18 protein-coding genes and 1 pseudogene are annotated in these 18,060 nt (G+C 71.6%); 15 read left to right on the top strand and 4 right to left on the bottom strand.

The window, feature by feature from the left end; all coding sequences use genetic code 11:
* The first annotated feature begins 16 nt into the window (after nucleotides 1-16).
* The 5 genes from ITP53_RS17705 to ITP53_RS17685 are packed head-to-tail and all read left to right on the top strand — an operon-like array spanning nucleotide 17 to nucleotide 4,243.
* Complete coding sequence (locus ITP53_RS17705) at nucleotides 17-1,720, top strand: alpha/beta hydrolase (protein WP_195896500.1); 1,704 nt, start codon at nucleotides 17-19, stop codon at nucleotides 1,718-1,720.
* Nucleotides 1,717-2,643: a DUF418 domain-containing protein gene (locus ITP53_RS60295; RefSeq protein ID WP_207756069.1), complete on the top strand. Its 927-nt coding sequence runs from the start codon at nucleotides 1,717-1,719 to the stop codon at nucleotides 2,641-2,643. The genes ITP53_RS17705 and ITP53_RS60295 overlap by 4 nt, the downstream gene beginning before the upstream one ends.
* Nucleotides 2,603-3,379, top strand: coding sequence for a carbon-nitrogen hydrolase family protein (locus ITP53_RS17695; RefSeq protein WP_195896498.1), 777 nt, complete (start codon nucleotides 2,603-2,605; stop codon nucleotides 3,377-3,379). The genes ITP53_RS60295 and ITP53_RS17695 overlap by 41 nt, the downstream gene beginning before the upstream one ends.
* 25 nt (nucleotides 3,380-3,404) lie before the next feature.
* Complete coding sequence (locus tag ITP53_RS17690; RefSeq protein WP_328814853.1) at nucleotides 3,405-3,851, top strand: hypothetical protein; 447 nt, start codon at nucleotides 3,405-3,407, stop codon at nucleotides 3,849-3,851.
* Complete coding sequence (locus tag ITP53_RS17685) at nucleotides 3,848-4,243, top strand: hypothetical protein (protein WP_195896497.1); 396 nt, start codon at nucleotides 3,848-3,850, stop codon at nucleotides 4,241-4,243. Before ITP53_RS17690 ends, ITP53_RS17685 begins: the two co-directional genes overlap by 4 nt.
* Here the strand turns inward: ITP53_RS17685 and ITP53_RS17680 are convergent.
* The 3 genes from ITP53_RS17680 to ITP53_RS17670 form a co-directional block, all read right to left on the bottom strand.
* A complete protein-coding gene (locus tag ITP53_RS17680) occupies nucleotides 4,240-4,380 on the bottom strand; it encodes a hypothetical protein (protein ID WP_195896496.1) in 141 nt (46 codons plus the stop codon). The genes ITP53_RS17685 and ITP53_RS17680 overlap by 4 nt on opposite strands.
* Nucleotides 4,377-5,474, bottom strand: coding sequence for an FUSC family protein (locus ITP53_RS17675; RefSeq protein WP_195896495.1), 1,098 nt, complete (start codon nucleotides 5,472-5,474; stop codon nucleotides 4,377-4,379). Before ITP53_RS17675 ends, ITP53_RS17680 begins: the two co-directional genes overlap by 4 nt.
* A 124-nt stretch (nucleotides 5,475-5,598) precedes the next feature.
* The gene (locus tag ITP53_RS17670; protein WP_195896494.1) at nucleotides 5,599-6,318 is read right to left on the bottom strand and encodes an alpha/beta fold hydrolase; all 720 of its coding nucleotides are present in this window, start codon (nucleotides 6,316-6,318) and stop codon (nucleotides 5,599-5,601) included.
* A gap of 141 nt (nucleotides 6,319-6,459) precedes the next feature.
* On the opposite strand from ITP53_RS17670, the gene bar reads away from it, so the two are divergent.
* From bar to ITP53_RS17625, 9 genes are all read left to right on the top strand, one after another.
* Entirely contained in the window at nucleotides 6,460-7,551 is a 1,092-nt protein-coding gene (gene bar, locus ITP53_RS17665) for a barbiturase (RefSeq protein WP_195896493.1), read from the top strand.
* A gap of 54 nt (nucleotides 7,552-7,605) precedes the next feature.
* A complete protein-coding gene (locus ITP53_RS17660; protein ID WP_195896492.1) occupies nucleotides 7,606-8,151 on the top strand; it encodes an SseB family protein in 546 nt (181 codons plus the stop codon).
* Nucleotides 8,152-8,272: 121 nt separating this feature from the next.
* Nucleotides 8,273-8,857, top strand: a complete 585-nt coding sequence (locus ITP53_RS17655) for a prepilin peptidase (RefSeq protein WP_195896491.1) — start codon at nucleotides 8,273-8,275, stop codon at nucleotides 8,855-8,857.
* 43 nt (nucleotides 8,858-8,900) lie between these two features.
* Nucleotides 8,901-10,082: a chorismate synthase gene (gene aroC / locus ITP53_RS17650; protein ID WP_195896490.1), complete on the top strand. Its 1,182-nt coding sequence runs from the start codon at nucleotides 8,901-8,903 to the stop codon at nucleotides 10,080-10,082.
* A gap of 37 nt (nucleotides 10,083-10,119) precedes the next feature.
* Complete coding sequence (locus tag ITP53_RS17645; RefSeq protein ID WP_195896489.1) at nucleotides 10,120-10,620, top strand: shikimate kinase; 501 nt, start codon at nucleotides 10,120-10,122, stop codon at nucleotides 10,618-10,620.
* Between the two features lie 34 nt (nucleotides 10,621-10,654).
* Nucleotides 10,655-11,740, top strand: coding sequence for a 3-dehydroquinate synthase (gene aroB, locus ITP53_RS17640; protein ID WP_195896488.1), 1,086 nt, complete (start codon nucleotides 10,655-10,657; stop codon nucleotides 11,738-11,740).
* Nucleotides 11,737-12,174: a type II 3-dehydroquinate dehydratase gene (gene aroQ, locus ITP53_RS17635; RefSeq protein WP_195896487.1), complete on the top strand. Its 438-nt coding sequence runs from the start codon at nucleotides 11,737-11,739 to the stop codon at nucleotides 12,172-12,174. Before aroB ends, aroQ begins: the two co-directional genes overlap by 4 nt.
* Before the next feature lie 326 nt (nucleotides 12,175-12,500).
* A complete protein-coding gene (iscB, locus tag ITP53_RS17630) occupies nucleotides 12,501-13,811 on the top strand; it encodes an RNA-guided endonuclease IscB (RefSeq protein WP_195896486.1) in 1,311 nt (436 codons plus the stop codon).
* Nucleotides 13,812-13,852: 41 nt separating this feature from the next.
* Complete coding sequence (locus tag ITP53_RS17625) at nucleotides 13,853-14,617, top strand: SGNH/GDSL hydrolase family protein (protein WP_195896485.1); 765 nt, start codon at nucleotides 13,853-13,855, stop codon at nucleotides 14,615-14,617.
* Between the two features lie 250 nt (nucleotides 14,618-14,867).
* On the opposite strand, the gene ITP53_RS17620 is transcribed toward ITP53_RS17625, so the two are convergent.
* On the bottom strand, nucleotides 14,868-16,862 hold the full coding sequence (locus tag ITP53_RS17620) for an ATP-dependent DNA helicase (protein WP_195896484.1): 1,995 nt from the start codon (nucleotides 16,860-16,862) through the stop codon (nucleotides 14,868-14,870).
* A gap of 230 nt (nucleotides 16,863-17,092) precedes the next feature.
* On the opposite strand from ITP53_RS17620, the pseudogene ITP53_RS17615 reads away from it, so the two are divergent.
* Nucleotides 17,093-18,060: pseudogene (locus ITP53_RS17615) on the top strand (hypothetical protein); the annotation flags it as partial.

Below are 18,060 nucleotides of genomic sequence, written 5' to 3'. Positions count from 1 at the left end.
CTATTAGTCTCGTCTCGTGATCACTCGGGTGTTGCTCACCCTCGCCCTCACCGCCCCGCCCGCGATGACCTCGGGCGGTACCGCCGTCGTGCCGCGCGACTGCCCGGTTCCCGTGCCCGCCCGCACCACGTGCGGTTTCCTGGAGGTCCCCGAGCGCAGGACCGCCCCAGGCAGGACCATCAAGGTCGGGTACGCCGTCCGCCAGGCCGCCGGCGACCGCGGCCCTGACCCCGTCGTCTACATGAGCGGCGGGCCTGGTTCGGCGTCGATCCAGCTCACGGGGCTCCTGAGCCGGATGTTCCCCGGCCGCGACGTGGTGACGATCGAGCAGCGCGGCAGCCGATACTCCGAGCCCGCGCTGGGCTGCCCCGAGACGGCCGCGGCACTGCTCGGGCAGTTGCGCACGCCGCCCGCCGACCTGGCCGCGGCCGCCACACGCTGCCGCGACCGGCTCCGCGAGCAGGGCGTCGACCTGCGGGGGTACAACACCAAGGAGATCGCGGCCGACGTGGTCGCGTTGCGCGAGGAGCTCGGACACCCGTCGTGGCACCTGTTCGGCGTCGGCTATTCGACCAGGGTCATGCTGGAGGCCGCCGCCGCCGACCCGGAAGGGGTGCGCTCGGTGGTGCTCGACTCGTTCCTGCCGGAGAGCGCCGGCCGGTACGACGCCGCCGACGCGAACCTGGCCGCCGCGCTGTCCCGCCTCGGCCTGAAGGACCGCTACGACGCCGTGACCGCCCGGCTGAACGGCTCACCCGCCCGGGTGCCGGTGACCGATCCGCTGCTCGGGGAGGCGTTCACCGCGCGGCTGAGCGGCGATCACGTGGCCACGATCTTGGCGGCGGCGTTGCCCGGCGCGGACCTGGCCGCGGTGGCGCCCGCGCTGGTCGGCGCGCTGGCGGAGGGGCGAGACGAGCCGCTGGCGCCGCTGGCGGACGCCGTGGGGGAGGGGCTGGGGTCGTACGCGTTCGGGCTGTATCACGCGGTCCAGTGCCAGGACGAGGTCCCGTTCAACACGTTCACCACCAAATCCCGACTTTTCACGGTAAATGGGGATAAGGCGGTGTGTGATGCCTGGCGGCTGCCCACGTCCCGGCCCGTCAACGCCACCACCAAGGCCCCCGTGTACGTGCTCGGCGGCCAGTACGACCCCACCACCCCCGCCGGGACCGCCAGGACCGCCGCCGAGGCGCTCCCGGACGGCCGGTTCGAGGAGTTCGGCGGCCTCTCCCACGCCGTCTTCCGCACCAGCGAGTGCGCCCGGCGGAAGATCGCCGAATTCGTCGCCGACCCCGCCAGGCCGACGATCTCACCCTGCCCGGCCGCCGCCATCCGGCCGGAGGACCTGCGCGTGACCGGGGCGCCGTACCAGATCTCCCTGGCGCCGTGGCTGGCCACCCCGTTCGCGCTGTTCGCGCTGGCGTCCCTGATCCAGCTCGTCGGCGGCGCGCTCAGGGGCAGGTCCGTCGTGGCCTTCGCCGGACTCACCGGCGTGGCGTTCACCGGCCTGGTGATCGACTCGGTGTGCGCCCTGGCCGCCAGGAACGCCACGGCGCCGGCCCTCGGCGTCCCCGGCATCGTCGGCCCCTACACCTGGATCGCGGCCGGCTCGCTCGTGCTGAGCGCCGCGGTGCTCCTGCGCGACCGGCGCTGGCCGCAGATCACCGCGGCCGCCATAGGCGCCGGATTCCTCGTATGGTGGTTCACCTGGTTCCTGTGACGCGCATCCGTGAACTCGACGCCCTACGCGGCTTCGCGGTGGGTGGCATCATGCTGGTCAACACCTGGCAGCACACCGCCAAGGAGCCCCGCGTGGGGCTCGACTGGACGATCGAGGCGCTCTTCCAGAGCCGGTTCTACCCGATCTTCTCGTTGCTGTTCGGCATCAGTTTCCTGCTGTTCCTGCGCGGCAACAGCCGCTGGGCGCTGCTGAGCAGGCTCTTCTGGCTGTTCGGCATCGGGCTGGTCCAGCACACGTTCTACCCGGGCGAGGTGCTGACCGACTACGCCTTCTGGGGGGCGGTGGTGCTGCTGCCCGTGTCGTTCCTGGTCGGTCGCGTGCCGCTGCTGGTGCTCGGGGCCGGAGTGGTGGCGATCGTGGTGGCGGTCAGGATGGGCGGCGGGGCGCAGATCATCCCCGGCGTGTTCCTGGTCGGCATGGGGCTGTGGCGGCTGCGGCCGTCCCGGCGGCTGCTGCTGCCCGGCTTCGGCGTCGCCGCGCTGGCCACCGCGCTGCTCACCGCCGAGTGGGCGAGCACGGACGAGTGGTGGGTCTACAGCGTGGCCGCGCTGACCGGTGCGGCGGCGTACGCGCTGGGGCTGCTGCTGGTGTTGCGGCCATGGCTGTCGGCGGTGCTGGAGCCGCTGGGCAGGATGGCGCTGACCAACTACGTCTCAGGCACCGCGGTCATCGTCCTGGCCACGCCGCTGCTGGACGCCGACCCGACCCGCTGGTCGGTGGTGGGGCTGACGCTGGCCACGCTCGTCGTGCAGTTCCTGGGAAGCCGGTGGTGGCTGGCGCGCTACAGGTACGGGCCACTTGAGTGGATTTGGCGGTCCCTGACGTGGTTTCGACCCGTGCCGAACCGGTTAGAGTCGGGCCGTGACCACAATCGCCCTCTGCCAGATCCCGGTGTCTCCTGACCCGTCGGCGAACCTCAAGAGGGTCAGCGAGGCGCTCGCCCGCGCCGAGGGAGCCGACCTCGCCATCTTTCCCGAGGCCACGCTCACCCGCTACGGCAGGCGCGTCGCCACCCTGGCCGAGCCGCTGGACGGGCCGTTCGTGTCGGGGCTGGCCGAGGCGGCGCGCGAGCACGGCCTGGCGGTGATCGCCGGGGTGTTCGAGCCCGGGGCGGACCGGGTGCACAACACCGCCGTGGCCATCGACGACCGGGGCGAGGTCAGGGCGGCGTACCGGAAGATCCACCTGTTCGACTCCTTCGGCGCGAAGGAGTCCGACCTGGTCGCGCCCGGCGCCGAGCCGGTGGTCGTGGAGCTGGCCGGGACCAGGGTGGGGCTGATCACCTGCTACGACGTGCGCTTCCCCGAGCTGGCCAGGGCGCTGGTCGACCGGGGCGCGGAGCTGTTCGCGGTGATCGCGGCCTGGGGCTCTGGGCCGCTCAAGGAGGACCACTGGGTCACCCTGGTCAGGGCGCGGGCGCTGGAGAACACCATGTGGACGGCCGCAGTCGGCCAGGCGCCCAACCCGGCGGAGTCGTCCGACGGCTTCGGCGTGGGCCGCAGCATGCTGGTCGACCCGCTGGGCGTGATCCGCTCCGACCTCGGCACCGCGCCTGGCGTGCAGGTCGTGCGGGTGGACCACGAGTGGACCGCCGCGGCAAGGGCAACCCTGCCGTGCCTCGAACATCGCGTGCTCTAGGTTCAACAGATCGTAAAGTAGGACTGTGAGCGGAACGCAGATGCAGAAGGTGGTCCCGCCGCGTCTGCTCGTGCCATACCTTTCGGGCAAACGCACGGTCATCTCGGGCTACGTCTACCGGGTGCAGGACTGCGTCAGGTTGACCACGCCGGAGGCGCTCTACTACGGGCTGGACCTGTCTTTCGAAGGATCGGAGCTGTTCGCCGAGGTGCCGGAGCTCTACGTCATGCGCTGGTACGCCCGCGACGTCGACACGTACGCGGTGCCGTACGGGCCGCACATGGGCGGCGACTGGAGCGACGCGCCGCCGTTCGCCGGCAACGGGTTCACCACGTCGCCCGATCATGTCGTGCCCCAGTTCCACACCGTGCCGATGCCGATCCCGGCCGGGGCGGAGATCGTCCACGTCACTCCGGGCGGCGAGCGGACCTTCGCCGAGTACGACGGGCTGACCTGGCGGCCCGCCGCATGAGCGAGGAGATCGCGCCGGTCGCCTCCGGCTTCGTCGCCCGGTTCGGCGAGCGCACGCTGCCCGCCGCGCTCGGCCCAGTCAACGACCAGGTGGTGCTGTTCAGCGAGGCCGAGCTGGAGGGGTTCGAGGCCGCGGCCGGCTACTGGCGGCGGGTGGTGGCCAGGTCCGAGGTGGAGTGGCTGGTGCTGATCCGCACCGTCGGCGCCTTCGGCGGCGAGCCGTGCATCGTGCTCGACGAGGACGACGACGGGCTGCACATCGCCTACACCGGGCACAGCGGGATGAAGGCGGAGGCGCTGGGCTACTGGATGGTCGACCACGGTGCCTACGAGGTCGTGGTGCCCCGCGAGGAGGTCTTCTCCATCCGCGTCGAGCGGATCCCGGTCCCCTAGCCGACCGGTTGCGGGCGCAGGCCGTCGAAGACCACGGCGAGCGTACGCGTGCGCAGCCCGTCGTCCCACCCGTTGTGCTGCGCCGCCAGGCAGGTGGCGCTCAGCAGCGCGACCTTGACCGCCGGCGGGCGCGTCAAGACCCGGTGCTCTGCCCGCTGGGCTCGTCCAGCGGGGTCAGCGCCGCGGCGGCGTCCTCGTTCGTCATCCCGGTCGCCTGCAGCAGGTCGACCACCACGGAACGCAACTGCGCGATGATCACGTGTGCCGAGAAGCCCAGCCCGTCCGGACGCTCCCGCGCCGCCACCGCGAGCAGCGCCTGCCGCGCCAGTGTCGGCTCGCGCCCCGCGGCCAGTTCGAGTTGCAGCAGCAGCGCCGCCTCGGAGACCTCTCGCATCGCCTCGGCCAGCGCGGCGGGGGGCGGGCTTGCCTCTCCGAGCGAGGCGAGCGTACGCCTGCTGAGCACCCGCGCGTTCCGCAGCGCCAGATCGACGGGCACGGCCGCGGTCTCGTAACGGGCCAGCCTGGCCCTTCGCCGCCAGTGCAGCGGCGAGATCAGCGCGATCTCCTTGCTGGTCTCCAGCGCCGCCTCGAACTCCTCCACCGCCGCCTGCGTCGTACGCGCCTGCTCCAGCGCCTCGGCCGCCAGGTCGGCGTCGCGCTTCTCGATCGCCTCCGCCGCCTGCTCCAGCACCGTGGACAGCGCGTCCAGCACCCCGGACAGGTGCTTGGCGGCGAGCGCGAACGGGCTCGCAGGCAACAACGCGACCGCCGCGATCCCGATGACGCCCCCCGTGAGCGCGTCGGCCATCCGGTCCAGCCCACCGGCGCCCTCCCCGGGCACCAGCGTGGCCACCAGCACCGCCGACGACCCGGCCTGCGCGACGAACAGCGCCCCGCTGTTCAGCAGCATCGCGGTGGTCATCGCCAGCGCGACCACCAGCGCGATCTGCCATGGGCCTGAGCCGATCCAGGCCACCAGCAGGTCGCCCACGCCCACCCCGAGACTGACGCCCACCACCAGCTCCGACACCCTGCGCAGCCGCTGCCCGAAGCCGACGCCCACGCATACGAGCACGGAGATCGGCGCGAAGAACGGGCTCGGGTGGCCGAGCAACTCGATGGCGACGACCCATGCCAGGGCGGCGCCCACCGCGCACTGGGCGATCGAGGGCGCCATGAGACCGAACGTGCTCAGCCGTTCCTTCACGTGATCGCTGAGCCTGGTTCCCACCCCTCCACCATGTCGGATATTTATGACATTGGGGTCACAATCGCCTTTACAGGTCATTGTGTCGCTTGGTTCACTCCGGTGGATCTTCGGGCGCGATCCCGCGCCCGGTCACGTGAGATGGGCGTTACGGCGCGGTCCCACCGTCCTGGTCGGCCACATGAGACGGGCTCACGGCGGGCTCCTCCTCCAGGAACGCGTCCACCGCGCGCAGGAACGCCCCGCGGGCGGCGACGTGGATCAGGTGACCGGCCTTGATCGTGACCAGCCGCGCCCCCGGGATCCTGGCCGCCGTCTCCCCGGCCTCGAACGGGCTCGCCGCACCGCCGGACAGCACCAGCGTCGGCGCCGTGATCTTCGCCAGCCCCGCCGCCCAGCCGGGATCGGGATCGAGGAACTGCCGCTCGGTGTCGTACATCATCCGCCAGTCGAACCCTGTGGAGTCGTCCTCGACGATGGTGGCGCGGTCGTGCAGCGGGAGCGTCGGCACGTCCTCCAGCACCAGCCGCTCGACCCGCTCGGGATGGCTCGCGGCCAGCAGGCTGGACACCACGCCGCCCAGCGAATGCCCGATGACGGTGGCGCGCTCGATGCCCAGGTGGTCCAGCAGCGCGACGACGTCCTCCGCCATGCCGGGCAGCGGATAGTCGCCGGGGTGGTCGCTGGCCCCGTGACCCCTGAGGTCCGGCACGAGCACGTGGTAGCGGGCCGCGAAGTGCTGGGTTATGCCGTTCCAGTCGTTGTGGTCGGCGGTGCGGCCGTGAATCAGCACGAGCGGGAGAGCGTCCGCGCCGCCTTCCTCCCGGTACACGAGCTTGATCCCGTTGACATGTGCTTCGCGAATCACATCCCGGACCCTACCCGCCGAGCGCACCTTGACATGGGCGGCGGGGTTCATGGGCAGACATTGCCCATGAACCCCGCCGGTCGGCTCGGCTAGCGTCGCCAGAGCAGGCAGGGGAAACCGGTACGGGAGAAAGGGCTTCGCATGCCGGACCCGATCGAAGTGCGCAAGGTGCCGATCGAGAGTGTCACCGACGCCTCCGGGCTGTCACGGCTCATCGCCGACGGGGTGATCGAGGCGCACCGCGTGCTCGCCGTCGTCGGCAAGACCGAGGGCAACGGCGGCGTGAACGACTACACGCGCATCCTCGCCGACCGCGCCTTCCGCGAGGTGCTGGCCGAGCACGGGCATCCGGCGCCGGAAAGCGTGCCGCTGGTGTGGTCGGGCGGGACCGACGGAGTGCTCAGCCCGCACGCCACGATCTTCGCCACCACCGCCGGCGCACCCGCCTCCGACGAACCTCGGCTGTCCGTGGGCGTGGCGATGAGCGAGGTGATCCTCCCCGAGGACATCGGCAGGCCCGCCATGGTGGAGAAGGTCGCCGCCGGCGTACGCGAGGCCATGAAGATCGCCGGGATCGACGACCCGCGCGACGTCCACTACGTACAGACCAAGACGCCGCTGCTCACCCTGGCCACCATCACCGACGCCAAGAGCCGCGGCCAGGACACCGCGATCGAGGAGACCGGTCCTTCCATGGACCTGTCCAACTCCACCACGGCGCTCGGCGTCGCCGCCGCCCTCGGCGAGATCGACATGCCGCGCGCCGACCAGATCCACAAGGACCTGTCGCTCTACTCCTCCGTGGCCTCCTGCTCGTCCGGCGTCGAACTGGACCGGGCGCAGATCGTGCTCGTGGGGAACGTACGCGGGATCGGCGGCCGCTACCGCATCGGCCACAGCGTCATGAAGGACGCCCTGGACGCGGACGGCATCTGGGAGGCCATCCGCGACTCGGGCCTGCCGCTGCCGGAACGGCCGCATCCGTCGGACCTCGGGGGGCGGCTGGTGAACGTGTTCATGAAGTGCGAGGCCGACCCGTCGGGGCGGGTGCGCGGGCGGCGCAACATCATGCTGGACGACTCCGACGTGCACTGGCACCGGCAGATCAAGGCCACGGTGGGCGGGGTGGCGGCGGCGGTCACGGGCGACCCGGCCGTCTTCGTCTCGGTGGCCGCCGTCCACCAGGGCCCCTCCGGTGGCGGCCCGGTGGCGGCCATCACCGACCTCGGGTAGCACGGCCCCACCCGTGCCGGGGGGTGGGCGTGGGCGCCGGTAGTCTCGGAGGTTGTGCCGAGCATCCCGCAACCCCTCGATCCCCGCGACGACGGCGCCGCCGCCCCCGCGGTGGCCGCCGCGCTCGCCTCCTACCAGGCGGGTACGGCCGACGCCGCCGAAGTCCTGACCGCGCTGAGCGGCGCCAGGCTCCTCGTCCCCGTGGTCGCCCTGCTGACCGAGGCCGAGGTCGGCGCGCACGGGCTGCGGCAGGAGAAGGAGAGCGAGATGGCGCTGCCCAAGCTCGTCGGGCAGGACGGCAGGCAGGCGGTGCTCGCGTTCACCGGCACGGAAGCGCTGGCCAGGTGGCGTCCCGACGCCCGGCCGATCCAGGCCACCACGCCACAGGTGTGCCAGGCCGCCGTGCAGGAGCAGGCGGCGGCGGTGGTGGTGGACGTGGCGGGGCCCGTGCAGTTCGTGATCGAGGGCACGGTGCTGGAGGCGCTGGCGGCCGTCGAGTCGGGCACCGTCGCCGGCCTCACGGGCGTCACCGTGGCCCGGGTGGAGCCGGCGCCTGTCCGCAGACGCCGCTGGTTCCGCAGAAGCGGCAAGCACCGCTGACCCCTCACCACCCCGCCGAGCATCCCGCGAAGGCCGGTGACTCTGGGTGTCACAGCCGGGGCTGTGGGGGAGGTGTGCTGATCGGGCTGCCGGTTGGGGTGGGCGGCGTTAGGGTCGGCTCGTGGTCGCACTCATGGCGGTGCTCGGGCTGGTCTGCGGGCGTTCCATCAGGGCGCTGGCCGACTCCTACGACGACGGCGTCACGCCGGTGCCCGCCTGGCCGCCGGCCGTGGAGTTGGTGACCGCCGCCGTGACCGCCCTCGTCACGTGGCGGCTGGGACCGCCGTACGCGTGCTTCGCCGTGATCGGCACGGCCCTGGCGGTCATCGACTGGCGTACGACGCTGCTGCCCGACGCCGTTACGCTGCCGGCGTACCCGATCGTGGCGCTGGGGCTCGTACCGACGGGGGAGCTGCCCAGGGCGCTGGCCGGTGGGGTGGCGCTGACGGCCGTGTACGGACTGCTGTGGTTCGTGCGGCCGCAGGCGATGGGGCTGGGGGACGTCAAGCTGGCCGGGCTGATCGGCCTGGCGAGCGCGGCCCTCGGCTGGCAGGCGTGGGTCGTGGCGGCGTTCTGCGGGCAGTTACTCGGCGCACTCTACGGCCTGGCACTCCTGCTGACCGGCCGCGCGAACAGGGACACCGAGTTCCCTTTCGGGCCGTTCATGCTGCTGGGCGCGTTCAGCGTGCTGTGTCTCGGCTGGTGAACGAAGGACGTCGCACCCGGCAGCACATGGAAGACTTGTACGCATGTTGCGCTGGTTGACCGCCGGAGAGTCCCACGGGCCCGAACTCGTCGCCATCCTCGAAGGCCTGCCGGCCGGAGTCGAGGTGACCACGGCCGCGATCGACGAGGCCCTGCGCCGCCGCAGGCTCGGCTATGGGCGGGGCGCCCGGATGAAGTTCGAGCAGGATCAGGTGACGATCGTGGGCGGCGTGCGCCACGGACGCACGATGGGCAGCCCGGTCGCCGTCCGCATCGGCAACACCGAGTGGCCGAAGTGGGAGAAGGTCATGGCGGCCGACCCGGTCGACCCGGCCGAGCTGGAGGGCCTCGCGCGCAACGCGCCCAAGTCCCGCCCCCGCCCCGGCCACGCCGACCTGGCCGGCATGCAGAAATACGGGTTCGACGACGCCAGGCAGGTGCTCGACCGGGCCAGCGCCCGCGAGACCGCGGCCCGCGTCGCGCTCGGCGAGGTCGCCAGGCGCTTCCTCAAGCAGGCGCTCGGCGTCGACATCGTCAGCCACGTGACCGAGATCGGCGGCGCGCGGACCCCGTCCGCGACCCTGCCGGGGGCCGGCGACCTGGCCAGGATCGACGAGGACCTGGTGCGGTGCGCCGACCCGGAGGGCAGCGCCCTGATGGTCGAGGTGATCGACCAGGCGCACAAAGACGGCGACACGCTCGGCGGCGTCGTCGAGGTCCTGGCCTACGGCCTGCCGCCGGGCCTGGGCAGCTACACCCACTGGGACCGCAGGCTCGACTCCAGGCTCGCCGCGGCGCTCATGGGCATCCAGGCGATCAAGGGCGTCGCGGTGGGCGACGGCTTCGAGACCGCCAGGCGGCCGGGATCGCGCGCCCACGACGAGATCGAATACACCGCGGACGACGGAGTCAAGCGGATCACCAACCGCGCGGGCGGCGTCGAGGGCGGCATGACCAACGGCGAGATCCTGCGCGTCAGCGCCGCGATGAAGCCGATCTCCACGGTGCCGAGGGCGCTGGCCACGATCGACGTCAAGACGGGCGAGGCGGCCAAGGCCCACCACGAGCGCTCCGACGTCTGCGCCGTCCCCGCGGCCGGCGTCGTCGCCGAGGCCATGGTCGCGCTGGTGCTGGCCGACGCGGCGATCGAGAAGTTCGGTGGCGACTCCGTCGAGGAGGTCGCGCGCAACCTGTCCGGCTACCTCTCCTCGATGGTGATCAAGTGAGCGGGTCAGAAAACGAGACGGGAGTGGTGAGCGAGCTGTGAACACCGTGGTGCTGATCGGGCCGCCCGGATCCGGCAAGAGCACGCTCGGGCGGCTGGTCGCCGAGCGGCTCGGCGTCGGGTTCCGTGACACCGACGCCGACGTGGAGGCCGTCGCGGGCAAGCCCGTCTCCGACATCTTCATCGAGGACGGCGAGGACCGCTTCCGCGAGTTGGAACACGACGCCGTGCGCCGGGCGCTGACCGAGCACGAGGGCGTCCTGTCCCTCGGCGGCGGCGCCGTGCTGCACGAGGCGACGCAGGCCCTGCTCGCCGGTCACCACGTCGTCTACCTCCAGGTGGGGCTGACCGACGCGGTCCAGCGGGTCGGGCTCGCCTCGGCCAGGCCGCTGCTCGTGCTCAACCCGCGCAGCCAGTTCAGGAAGCTGATGGAGGAGCGGCGGCCGGTCTACGAGCGGCTGGCCGTGATGACGGTGGTGACGGACAAACGGGAGCCCGAGGAGCTCGCCGAAGAGATCGTGAAGGGGCTGCCCGCATGACGCTCAGGAGGACCGACGTGCAGGAGGTCCACGCATGACCGGCAAGGGCACGGGCGCCACGCGGATCACCGTGCGCGGTGACAGCCCGTACGACGTGGTCGTCGGCACCGGCGTGCTCGCCGAGCTGACGACGCTGTTCAAGCCGGGCGTGCGCACGGTCGCGGTCATCCGCCCGGCGAGCCTGCCGGAGCTCTCCGGACCGGTCGGCGCGGTCCTCTCCGAGGCCGGCTACGAGGTGGTCGACCTGCCCGTGCCCGACGGCGAGCAGGCCAAGACCGTCGAGGTCGCGGCGGGGCTCTGGTCCGCGCTCGGCCGGCACGGCGTGACCCGCTCCGACGCCGTGGTGGGCGTGGGCGGGGGAGCGACGACCGACCTGGCGGGGTTCGTGGCGGCCACGTGGCTGCGCGGCGTGCAGGTCGTGCTCATGCCCACGACGCTGCTCGCCATGGTCGACGCGGCGGTCGGCGGCAAGAACGGCATCGACACGCCGGAGGGCAAAAACCTCGTCGGCACGTTCCTGCCACCCGCGGGCGTGCTCTGCGAGCTGGCCACGCTGGCGGGCATGCCGCGGGCCGACTACGTGGCAGGACTGGGCGAGGTCATCAAGGGCGGCTTCATCGCCGACCCGGCCATCCTCACGCTCATCGAAGCCGACCCCGAAGCCGCCACCAGGCCCGACGGCCCGCACACCCGCGAGCTGATCGAGCGCAAGATCCGGGTCAAGGCCGACGTCGTGGGCGCCGACCTGCGCGAGGCCGGGCTGCGCGAGATACTCAACTACGGCCACACGCTCGCCCACGCCATCGAGCGCGAAGAGCACTACGGCATCCGCCACGGCGAGGCCGTCGCCATCGGCATGGTCTACGCCGCCGAGCTGTCCAGGCTCTCCGGGCACGCCGACCTCGCCGACCGCACCAGATCCATCCTCACCAGCGTCGGCCTGCCCATCTCCTACCGGGCGGGCGCCTGGCCGCGGCTACGCGACCACATGCGCCTGGACAAGAAGAACCGCGGCGCCAAGCAGCGGTTCGTCGTCCTCGACGACCTGGCCAGGCCGGGGCGGCTGGAAGACCCCGCCGAGGAACTCCTCGAGGCCGCGTACAAGGAGATCTCCGCATGATTCTCGTGCTCAACGGCCCCAACCTGCGCAGGCTCGGCACCCGCGAGCCGTCCGTCTACGGGGCGGAGACGTTCGACGACCTGGCCGCGCTCTGCCGCGACACCGGCAGGAAGCTCGGCCACCACGTCGAGGTGCGCCAGACCGACGACGAGGCCGAGTTGGTCGGCTGGCTGCACGAGGCCGCCGACGGGCGCATCCCTGTCGTGCTCAACCCGGCCGCGTTCACCCACTACTCCTACGCCCTGCGCGACGCCATCGCCCAGCGCACGGCCCCGCTCGTCGAGGTGCACCTCACCAACCCCGCGGCGAGGGAAGAGTTTCGCCATACCTCGGTCGTCGCCGGGGTGGCGACGGGCACGATCGCGGGCTTCGGACTACAGTCATACGTCCTTGCGCTGCACGCTATCGCGGAGATCAAGCGCTCCCAGCCGTGAAGGGCCGGGCTTGCCCTGGAGCGATGACCCTCGGGCCATGGCGAGGGGGGGCTGGCTTGATCAGACCCAGTCACCAGGAGAGGGAGGTGAACCAGGTGGCTACGTTGGCCACACGTCAGAAGATCGACTCCGGGGTGCTTCTCCAGCCCCGGACTCTCGAATCGGCGTCAGCAGACAACCTTGGAGCAGGGACGAAACGGGACGCCGAGGCCCGAGCAGGGCAGCGGAGTGGCCGACCTGGTCGAGGAGAGACCCGTATGGCCTCACCTGCCCGTACGGGCGTCACCCCCGTAAGGGGAGTATGCGGTCGTGAGACCGCACCTAGGGTGTTCGTTCTGGCCAAGGAAGGGACTCCATTGGATCCGTGCCATCCCGCGCGGGCGCGCAAGCTGCTGGCATCGGGCCGGGCTCGGGTACACCGGCACACCCCTCTGGTGATCCGTCTGACCGACCGCACCGCCGCCGCTTCCACAGTGCAGGGGGTGGAAGTCGGGATCGACCCGGGCAGCAAGCACACTGGCATCGCCGTCTTCTACGCCGACGGCGGCACTCGGACCGGTCTGTTCGCGCTCCAGCTCGATCACCGCGGTGGCAGCATCCGGAACAGGCTCGTGCAGCGTGCTGCCTATCGCAGGCGGCGGCGCAGCGTGAACCTACGCTATCGCAAGCCGCGGTTCGCCAACCGCAAACGCCCGGAGGGGTGGTTGCCGCCCAGCCTGCGGCACCGGGTGGCCACCGCCCTGTCCTGGGTCACCCGGCTTACCCGCTGGGCGCCGGTGCGGGCATTGCACGTGGAGCGGGTCGCCTTCGATACCGGCTCGCTGGCCGCCGGCCGCCCGCTGGAGGGAGTGAGGTATCAGAGGGGCACGCTGTACGGTTGCGAAGTGCGCGAGTATCTGCTGGCCAAGTGGGGCCGCTGCTGCGCCTACTGTGGCGCCACGGGGGTGCCGCTCAACCTCGACCACATCCAGCCGCGCTCCCGCGACGGCTCCGATCGCGTGTCAAATCTGACGCTCGCGTGTGTGCCGTGCAACCAGGCAAAGAACAACCGCCCTGTGGAAGAGTTCCTGGCAGGGCGGCCGAGAGTGCTCGCCCGGCTGCTCACTCAGGCGAAGGCGCCGCTGCGGGACGCGGCCGCAGTCAACACCACCCGATGGGCGCTCTGGCGCGCGCTGGCCAGGACCGGTCTGCCGGTTCATAGCGCTTCCGGCGGGCGGACAAAGTGGAATCGGTCGAGGACCGGGGCGCCCAAGTCGCACACTTTGGACGCGCTGCACGTCGGCTGCCTAGATACGGTGACCGCTTTGCCCGCCCGGGTGCTGGTGGTCGCCTGCACGGGACGGGGCACCCGCTGTAGGACGCGCACCGATCGATACGGGTTTCCCCGGCTGCGGCTGCCCCGCGTCAAACAGGTGTACGGCTTTGCAACTGGTGACCTGGTTCAGGCGGTAGTGCCATCGGGGACGAAAGCGGGCATCCACACTGGCAGGGTCGCCGTTCGATCAAGGGGCAGCTTCAATGTCACCACCGGCTCTGGCGTTGTCCAGGGCATTCACTATCGCCACATCCGTCTCCTGCAACGGGCAGACGGCTACGCCTACTCCGGAAAGGAAGAGGGCTTTTCCTCCTTCGCCTGACGGCGAGGTTTCTACGCCCGACATCTGATGAACGGCACCTCATGAGGCATTACAAGTCCTTCGTCGCGCTCGGCGACAGCTTCACCGAGGGACTGAACGACCCCGGATCCAACGGGCACTACCGTGGCTGGGCCGACCGGGTGGCCGAGCGGCTGGCCGCCGACGAGCCGGCCTTCCGCTACGCCAACCTGGCCGTTCGCGGGAAGCTGCTCGACCAGATCGCCGGCGAGCAGGTGCCGCTGGCCGTCGAGATGGCGCCCGACCTGGTCAGTCTCTGCGCCGGGGGCAACGACCTGCTCAGGCCTGCCAGCGACCCCGACGTGATGGCCAAGCAGCTCGCCCACGCCGTGCGCGACCTGCGGGCCGGGGGCGCGGAGGTGCTGCTGTTCACGGGAGTGGACCCACGTGACACGCCGCTGATGCGGCGGCTGCGCGGCCGCTTCGCGATCTACTACCTGCACCTGCGCTCCATCGCCGACCTGTACGGGTGCCGGCTGGTGGACCAGTGGTCGATGCAGGGGCTGCGCGACTGGCGGGCGTGGAGCGCGGACCGGCTGCACATGAACGCCGACGGGCACCGGCTGGTGGCCGCCCGGGTGCTGGACGTGCTGGGAGTGCCGTTCGAGGACTGGCGCAAGGACTGGCCGGCGCGTTCGGTGGATCCCCGCGCGCGGCGGCGCGAGGACGCCCAGTGGATGCGCGAGCACCTGGTGCCCTGGGTCGCCCGCCGCCTGCGCGGCACCTCCTCCGGGGACGGCGTCTCTCCGAAGCGTCTCGAGCTTTCCCCTTTTAACGCCGCGCCTTAGGGGTCCTGCGCCTTTCGGGCCGTCCCGGGTTAAGGGCTTTCATCTTGTACGGCGGAGCCGCCGGACCGCCAACCCTCGCACGTGGCGAGGGCCTCCAGGGGGACGGCCTCTGACCCGCACGTGGCCGGCCGCCGTCACGGCGCTCTCTTGACCGACTCCGTGGCCCATCCGGTCCCTGTGTCGTTGGGCCCTTCCGCACGTGCCGAGAGCCGCTGCCTCGTGGTGCGTCGACGCCGGCTGCGGGGTTGGCTCAGGGTTCCGTGGAGAGGCGCTTCAGCGCCGCCCTGGGGATGTTGGGATCGGTGGTGCGCCAGAACGGGGGGAGGGAGCCCATGAGGAAGCTGCTGTAGCGGGCCGTGGCCAGGCGGGGGTCCAGGACCGCGATCACGCCCTTGTCGTCCTGGGCGCGGAGCAGGCGGCCCGCCCCCTGGGCCAGGAGCAGGGCGGCGTGGTTGGCGGCCACCGCCATGAAGCCGTTGCCGCCCTTGGCCGCCACGTGGCGTTGCCTGGCCGAGGTGAGCGGGTCGTCGGGGCGCGGGAACGGCACCCGGTCGATGATGACCAGCCGCAGCGAGGGCCCGGGCACGTCCACGCCCTGCCACAGCGACAGCGTCCCGAACAGGCAGGTCGGCTCGTCCTCGGCGAACTGTTTGACCAGCAGCATCGTCGAGTCGTCGCCCTGGCACAGCAGCGGCACGTCCAGCCGCTCGCGCAGCGCCTCCGTGGCCGCCTTGGCCGCGCGCATCGACGAGAACAACCCCAGCGTGCGCCCGCCGGCCGCCTCGATCAGCTCGGCGATCTCGTCGAGGTACTGCTGGGGGAGCCCGTCGCGGCCCGGCTGGGGCAGGTGCTTGGCGACGTACAGGATGCCTGCCTTGGGGTGGTCGAACGGGGAGCCGACGTCGATGCCCTGCCAGTCCTTGCCGTCGCCCAGCCCCCACTGCGCGGCCAGCGCGTCGAACGTGCCGCCGAGCGCGAGCGTGGCGGACGTGAGGACCACCGTGCGCTCGCCGAACAGCTTGTCGCGCAGCATGCCGCTCACGCTCAGTGGCGCCACGCGCAGCGACGGCGGGCGGCGGTCGGTGCCGGAGTCGAGCCAGACCACCTCCGCCCGGTCGGCCTCCGTGGCGTGGCCGTACGCCTCCAGCATGCGCACCGCCGTGTCGTGCACCTCGTCCAGCGCCGTGAACGCGGCCTTACGCTGGCCCGCCTTGTCCGGGTCGTCCTTGTCGGCGTTACGCGGCCCCAGCGCCGTGACGCACCGCCAGGCGGTGTCACGGATGAGCTGCAGCGTCAGCCCGAGCACCTGCGGCAGCTCGTCGACGCGGCCGGCCGGCGCGGCGGCCAGCAGTGCCTTGAGATCTTCGCCCGCCTCCATGAGCTGGTCGGCGAGCGGCTGCTCGATCAGGCGGCCGACCCGGCGCACGGCCAGCATCACCGACGACTCCGACAACTCGGCGGTCACCACCGACGTCACCCGGTCGACCAGCTCGTGGGCCTCGTCCACGACCACGACCTCGTGCTCGGGCAGCACCGGCAGGTCGCCCATGGCGTCGATGGCCAGCAGCGCGTGGTTGGTCACCACCACGTCCACCTCGCCCGCCCGCGCCCTGGCCAGCTCGGCGAAGCACTCGGCCCCGCTCGGGCAGCGGGTGGCGCCCAGGCACTCCTGCGCGCTCACCGAGAACTGCCGCCACGCCTGCTCGCTCACCCCGGGCACCAGCTCGTCGCGGTCGCCGGTCTCGGTCTCCTCCGCCCACTCCTGGATGCGCTGCACCATGCGGCCGGTCGCGCTCACCTCGCGCGGGTCGAACAGCTGGTCCTGCTCGTCGTCCTCGGGCCAGCCCGCCGACGCCTTGTAGCGGCACAGGTAGTTGCGGCGGCCCTTGAGGATCGCGAACGTCGGCTCGTGCGGCAACTCCTTGCCGAGCGCCTCGGCCAGCCTGGGCAGGTCGCGGTCGACGAGCTGGCGCTGCAGCGCGATCGTGGCCGTGGAGATCACGACGGGCGAGTCGCCGTCCATCGCGTGCCGGATCGAGGGCACCAGGTACGCCAGCGACTTGCCGGTGCCCGTGCCGGCCTGCACCGCCAGGTGTTCCTCGTCGTCGATGGCCTGCTGCACGGCGTGGACCATGGTGACCTGGCCCTGGCGTTCGCTCCCTCCGAGAGCGTTGACCGCGACGGTGAGCAGTTCGTCCACTGACGGGAGATGGGAGTCCGGCACGGCAGTAAACGCTACCCGCATTCCGGGGCCGCCGCGCCGAACGCGCTGTGATCGGCCAGACGCATCCCGGCGTTCCCGGACCCGTACCGCCGCGCGCATGGCACACTGGGCGCTCGGAACTCCAACTGGGTGGAAACAGAGGTTCCTGTGCGTGACCAGAGGGGTTCAGGGAGTAGATGAGAAGGTCGGTTCCCTAGGGTTTTCCGGGGTTGAGTGGACGAATAAAGGCTGGTTAAAGCAGTATGTCTGCCATGTCGGAAGTTGTCCCGTTGCCGTCGTTCGGCGAAGTCTTCTTCGATGCACGAGGTCAGGAGCGCTGTCTCCGGGTCACGTGGCACGAGGGCACCCTGGTGCTCAGCCTGTGGCGTGGGGAGATGTGCACAGCGAGCTTCCGCATGCCGATGGAGGACGTCGGCCGGCTGCTCGACACGCTGGACGAGGGGTTCGCCGAGGCCACGGGTGAGCAACCCGCCGTGCCCGCGGAGGATCCCAGAACCGGCGCCATTCCCGAGACCGGGGCCATCCCCGGCACCGGCCAGTACCACCGGCCGCCGCAGCAGCCGCCGGCTGACGAACGGCCCACGGCCGCGCTGTCGCCCAATGACGTGCTCGTGGCCAGGGGCGCGCCGCCGGCGCACCAGGACAAGCTGGTGGCCTCGTACGGCGAGACCACGGCCCCCAGGGAGACGACGCCGGCCTACGGCGAGCGCAACCCCTTCACCGGCCCCCAGTACGTCGACACGACCGGCCCGCAGCAGAAGTACACCGGCGACCCCTTCAGCGGTCCCCAGTACACCGGCGACCCGCTCAGCGGTCCCCAGTACACCGGCGACCCGCTCAGCGGTCCCCAGTACACCGGCGACCCGCTCAGCGGCCCCCAGTACATCCAGCCGGCCGAGCCCTTTACCGGCCCGCAGTACGTCGAGAACGAGCCGGTCTACCAGATGCCGGGCGGCGAGCAGCGTCGGCCGTCGCCGCTGAGCACCGACCCGCTCGGCTTCCCCTCGCAGGCCGCGGCGCCGTACCCGTCGTCACAGCCCCAGTACCAGTCCGACCCGCAGCAATACCAGTCCGACCAGCCGCAGTACCAGTCCGACCCTGCGTACCAGCAGCCGGACCCGTACGCCCGCCGCCACGACACCTACCAGCAGCCCGCGCCGCAGCCCCACCAGCCTCAGCCGGCCCAGAGCACGGCGGGCCTGGGCACCCCCATGCACGG

This window comes from Nonomuraea cypriaca, assembly GCF_015645445.1.
GTDB classification, from domain to species: domain Bacteria; phylum Actinomycetota; class Actinomycetes; order Streptosporangiales; family Streptosporangiaceae; genus Nonomuraea; species Nonomuraea cypriaca.
The sequence above is the reverse complement of the archived record's forward strand: the minus strand, read 5'-3'. Positions and strand labels throughout refer to the sequence as shown.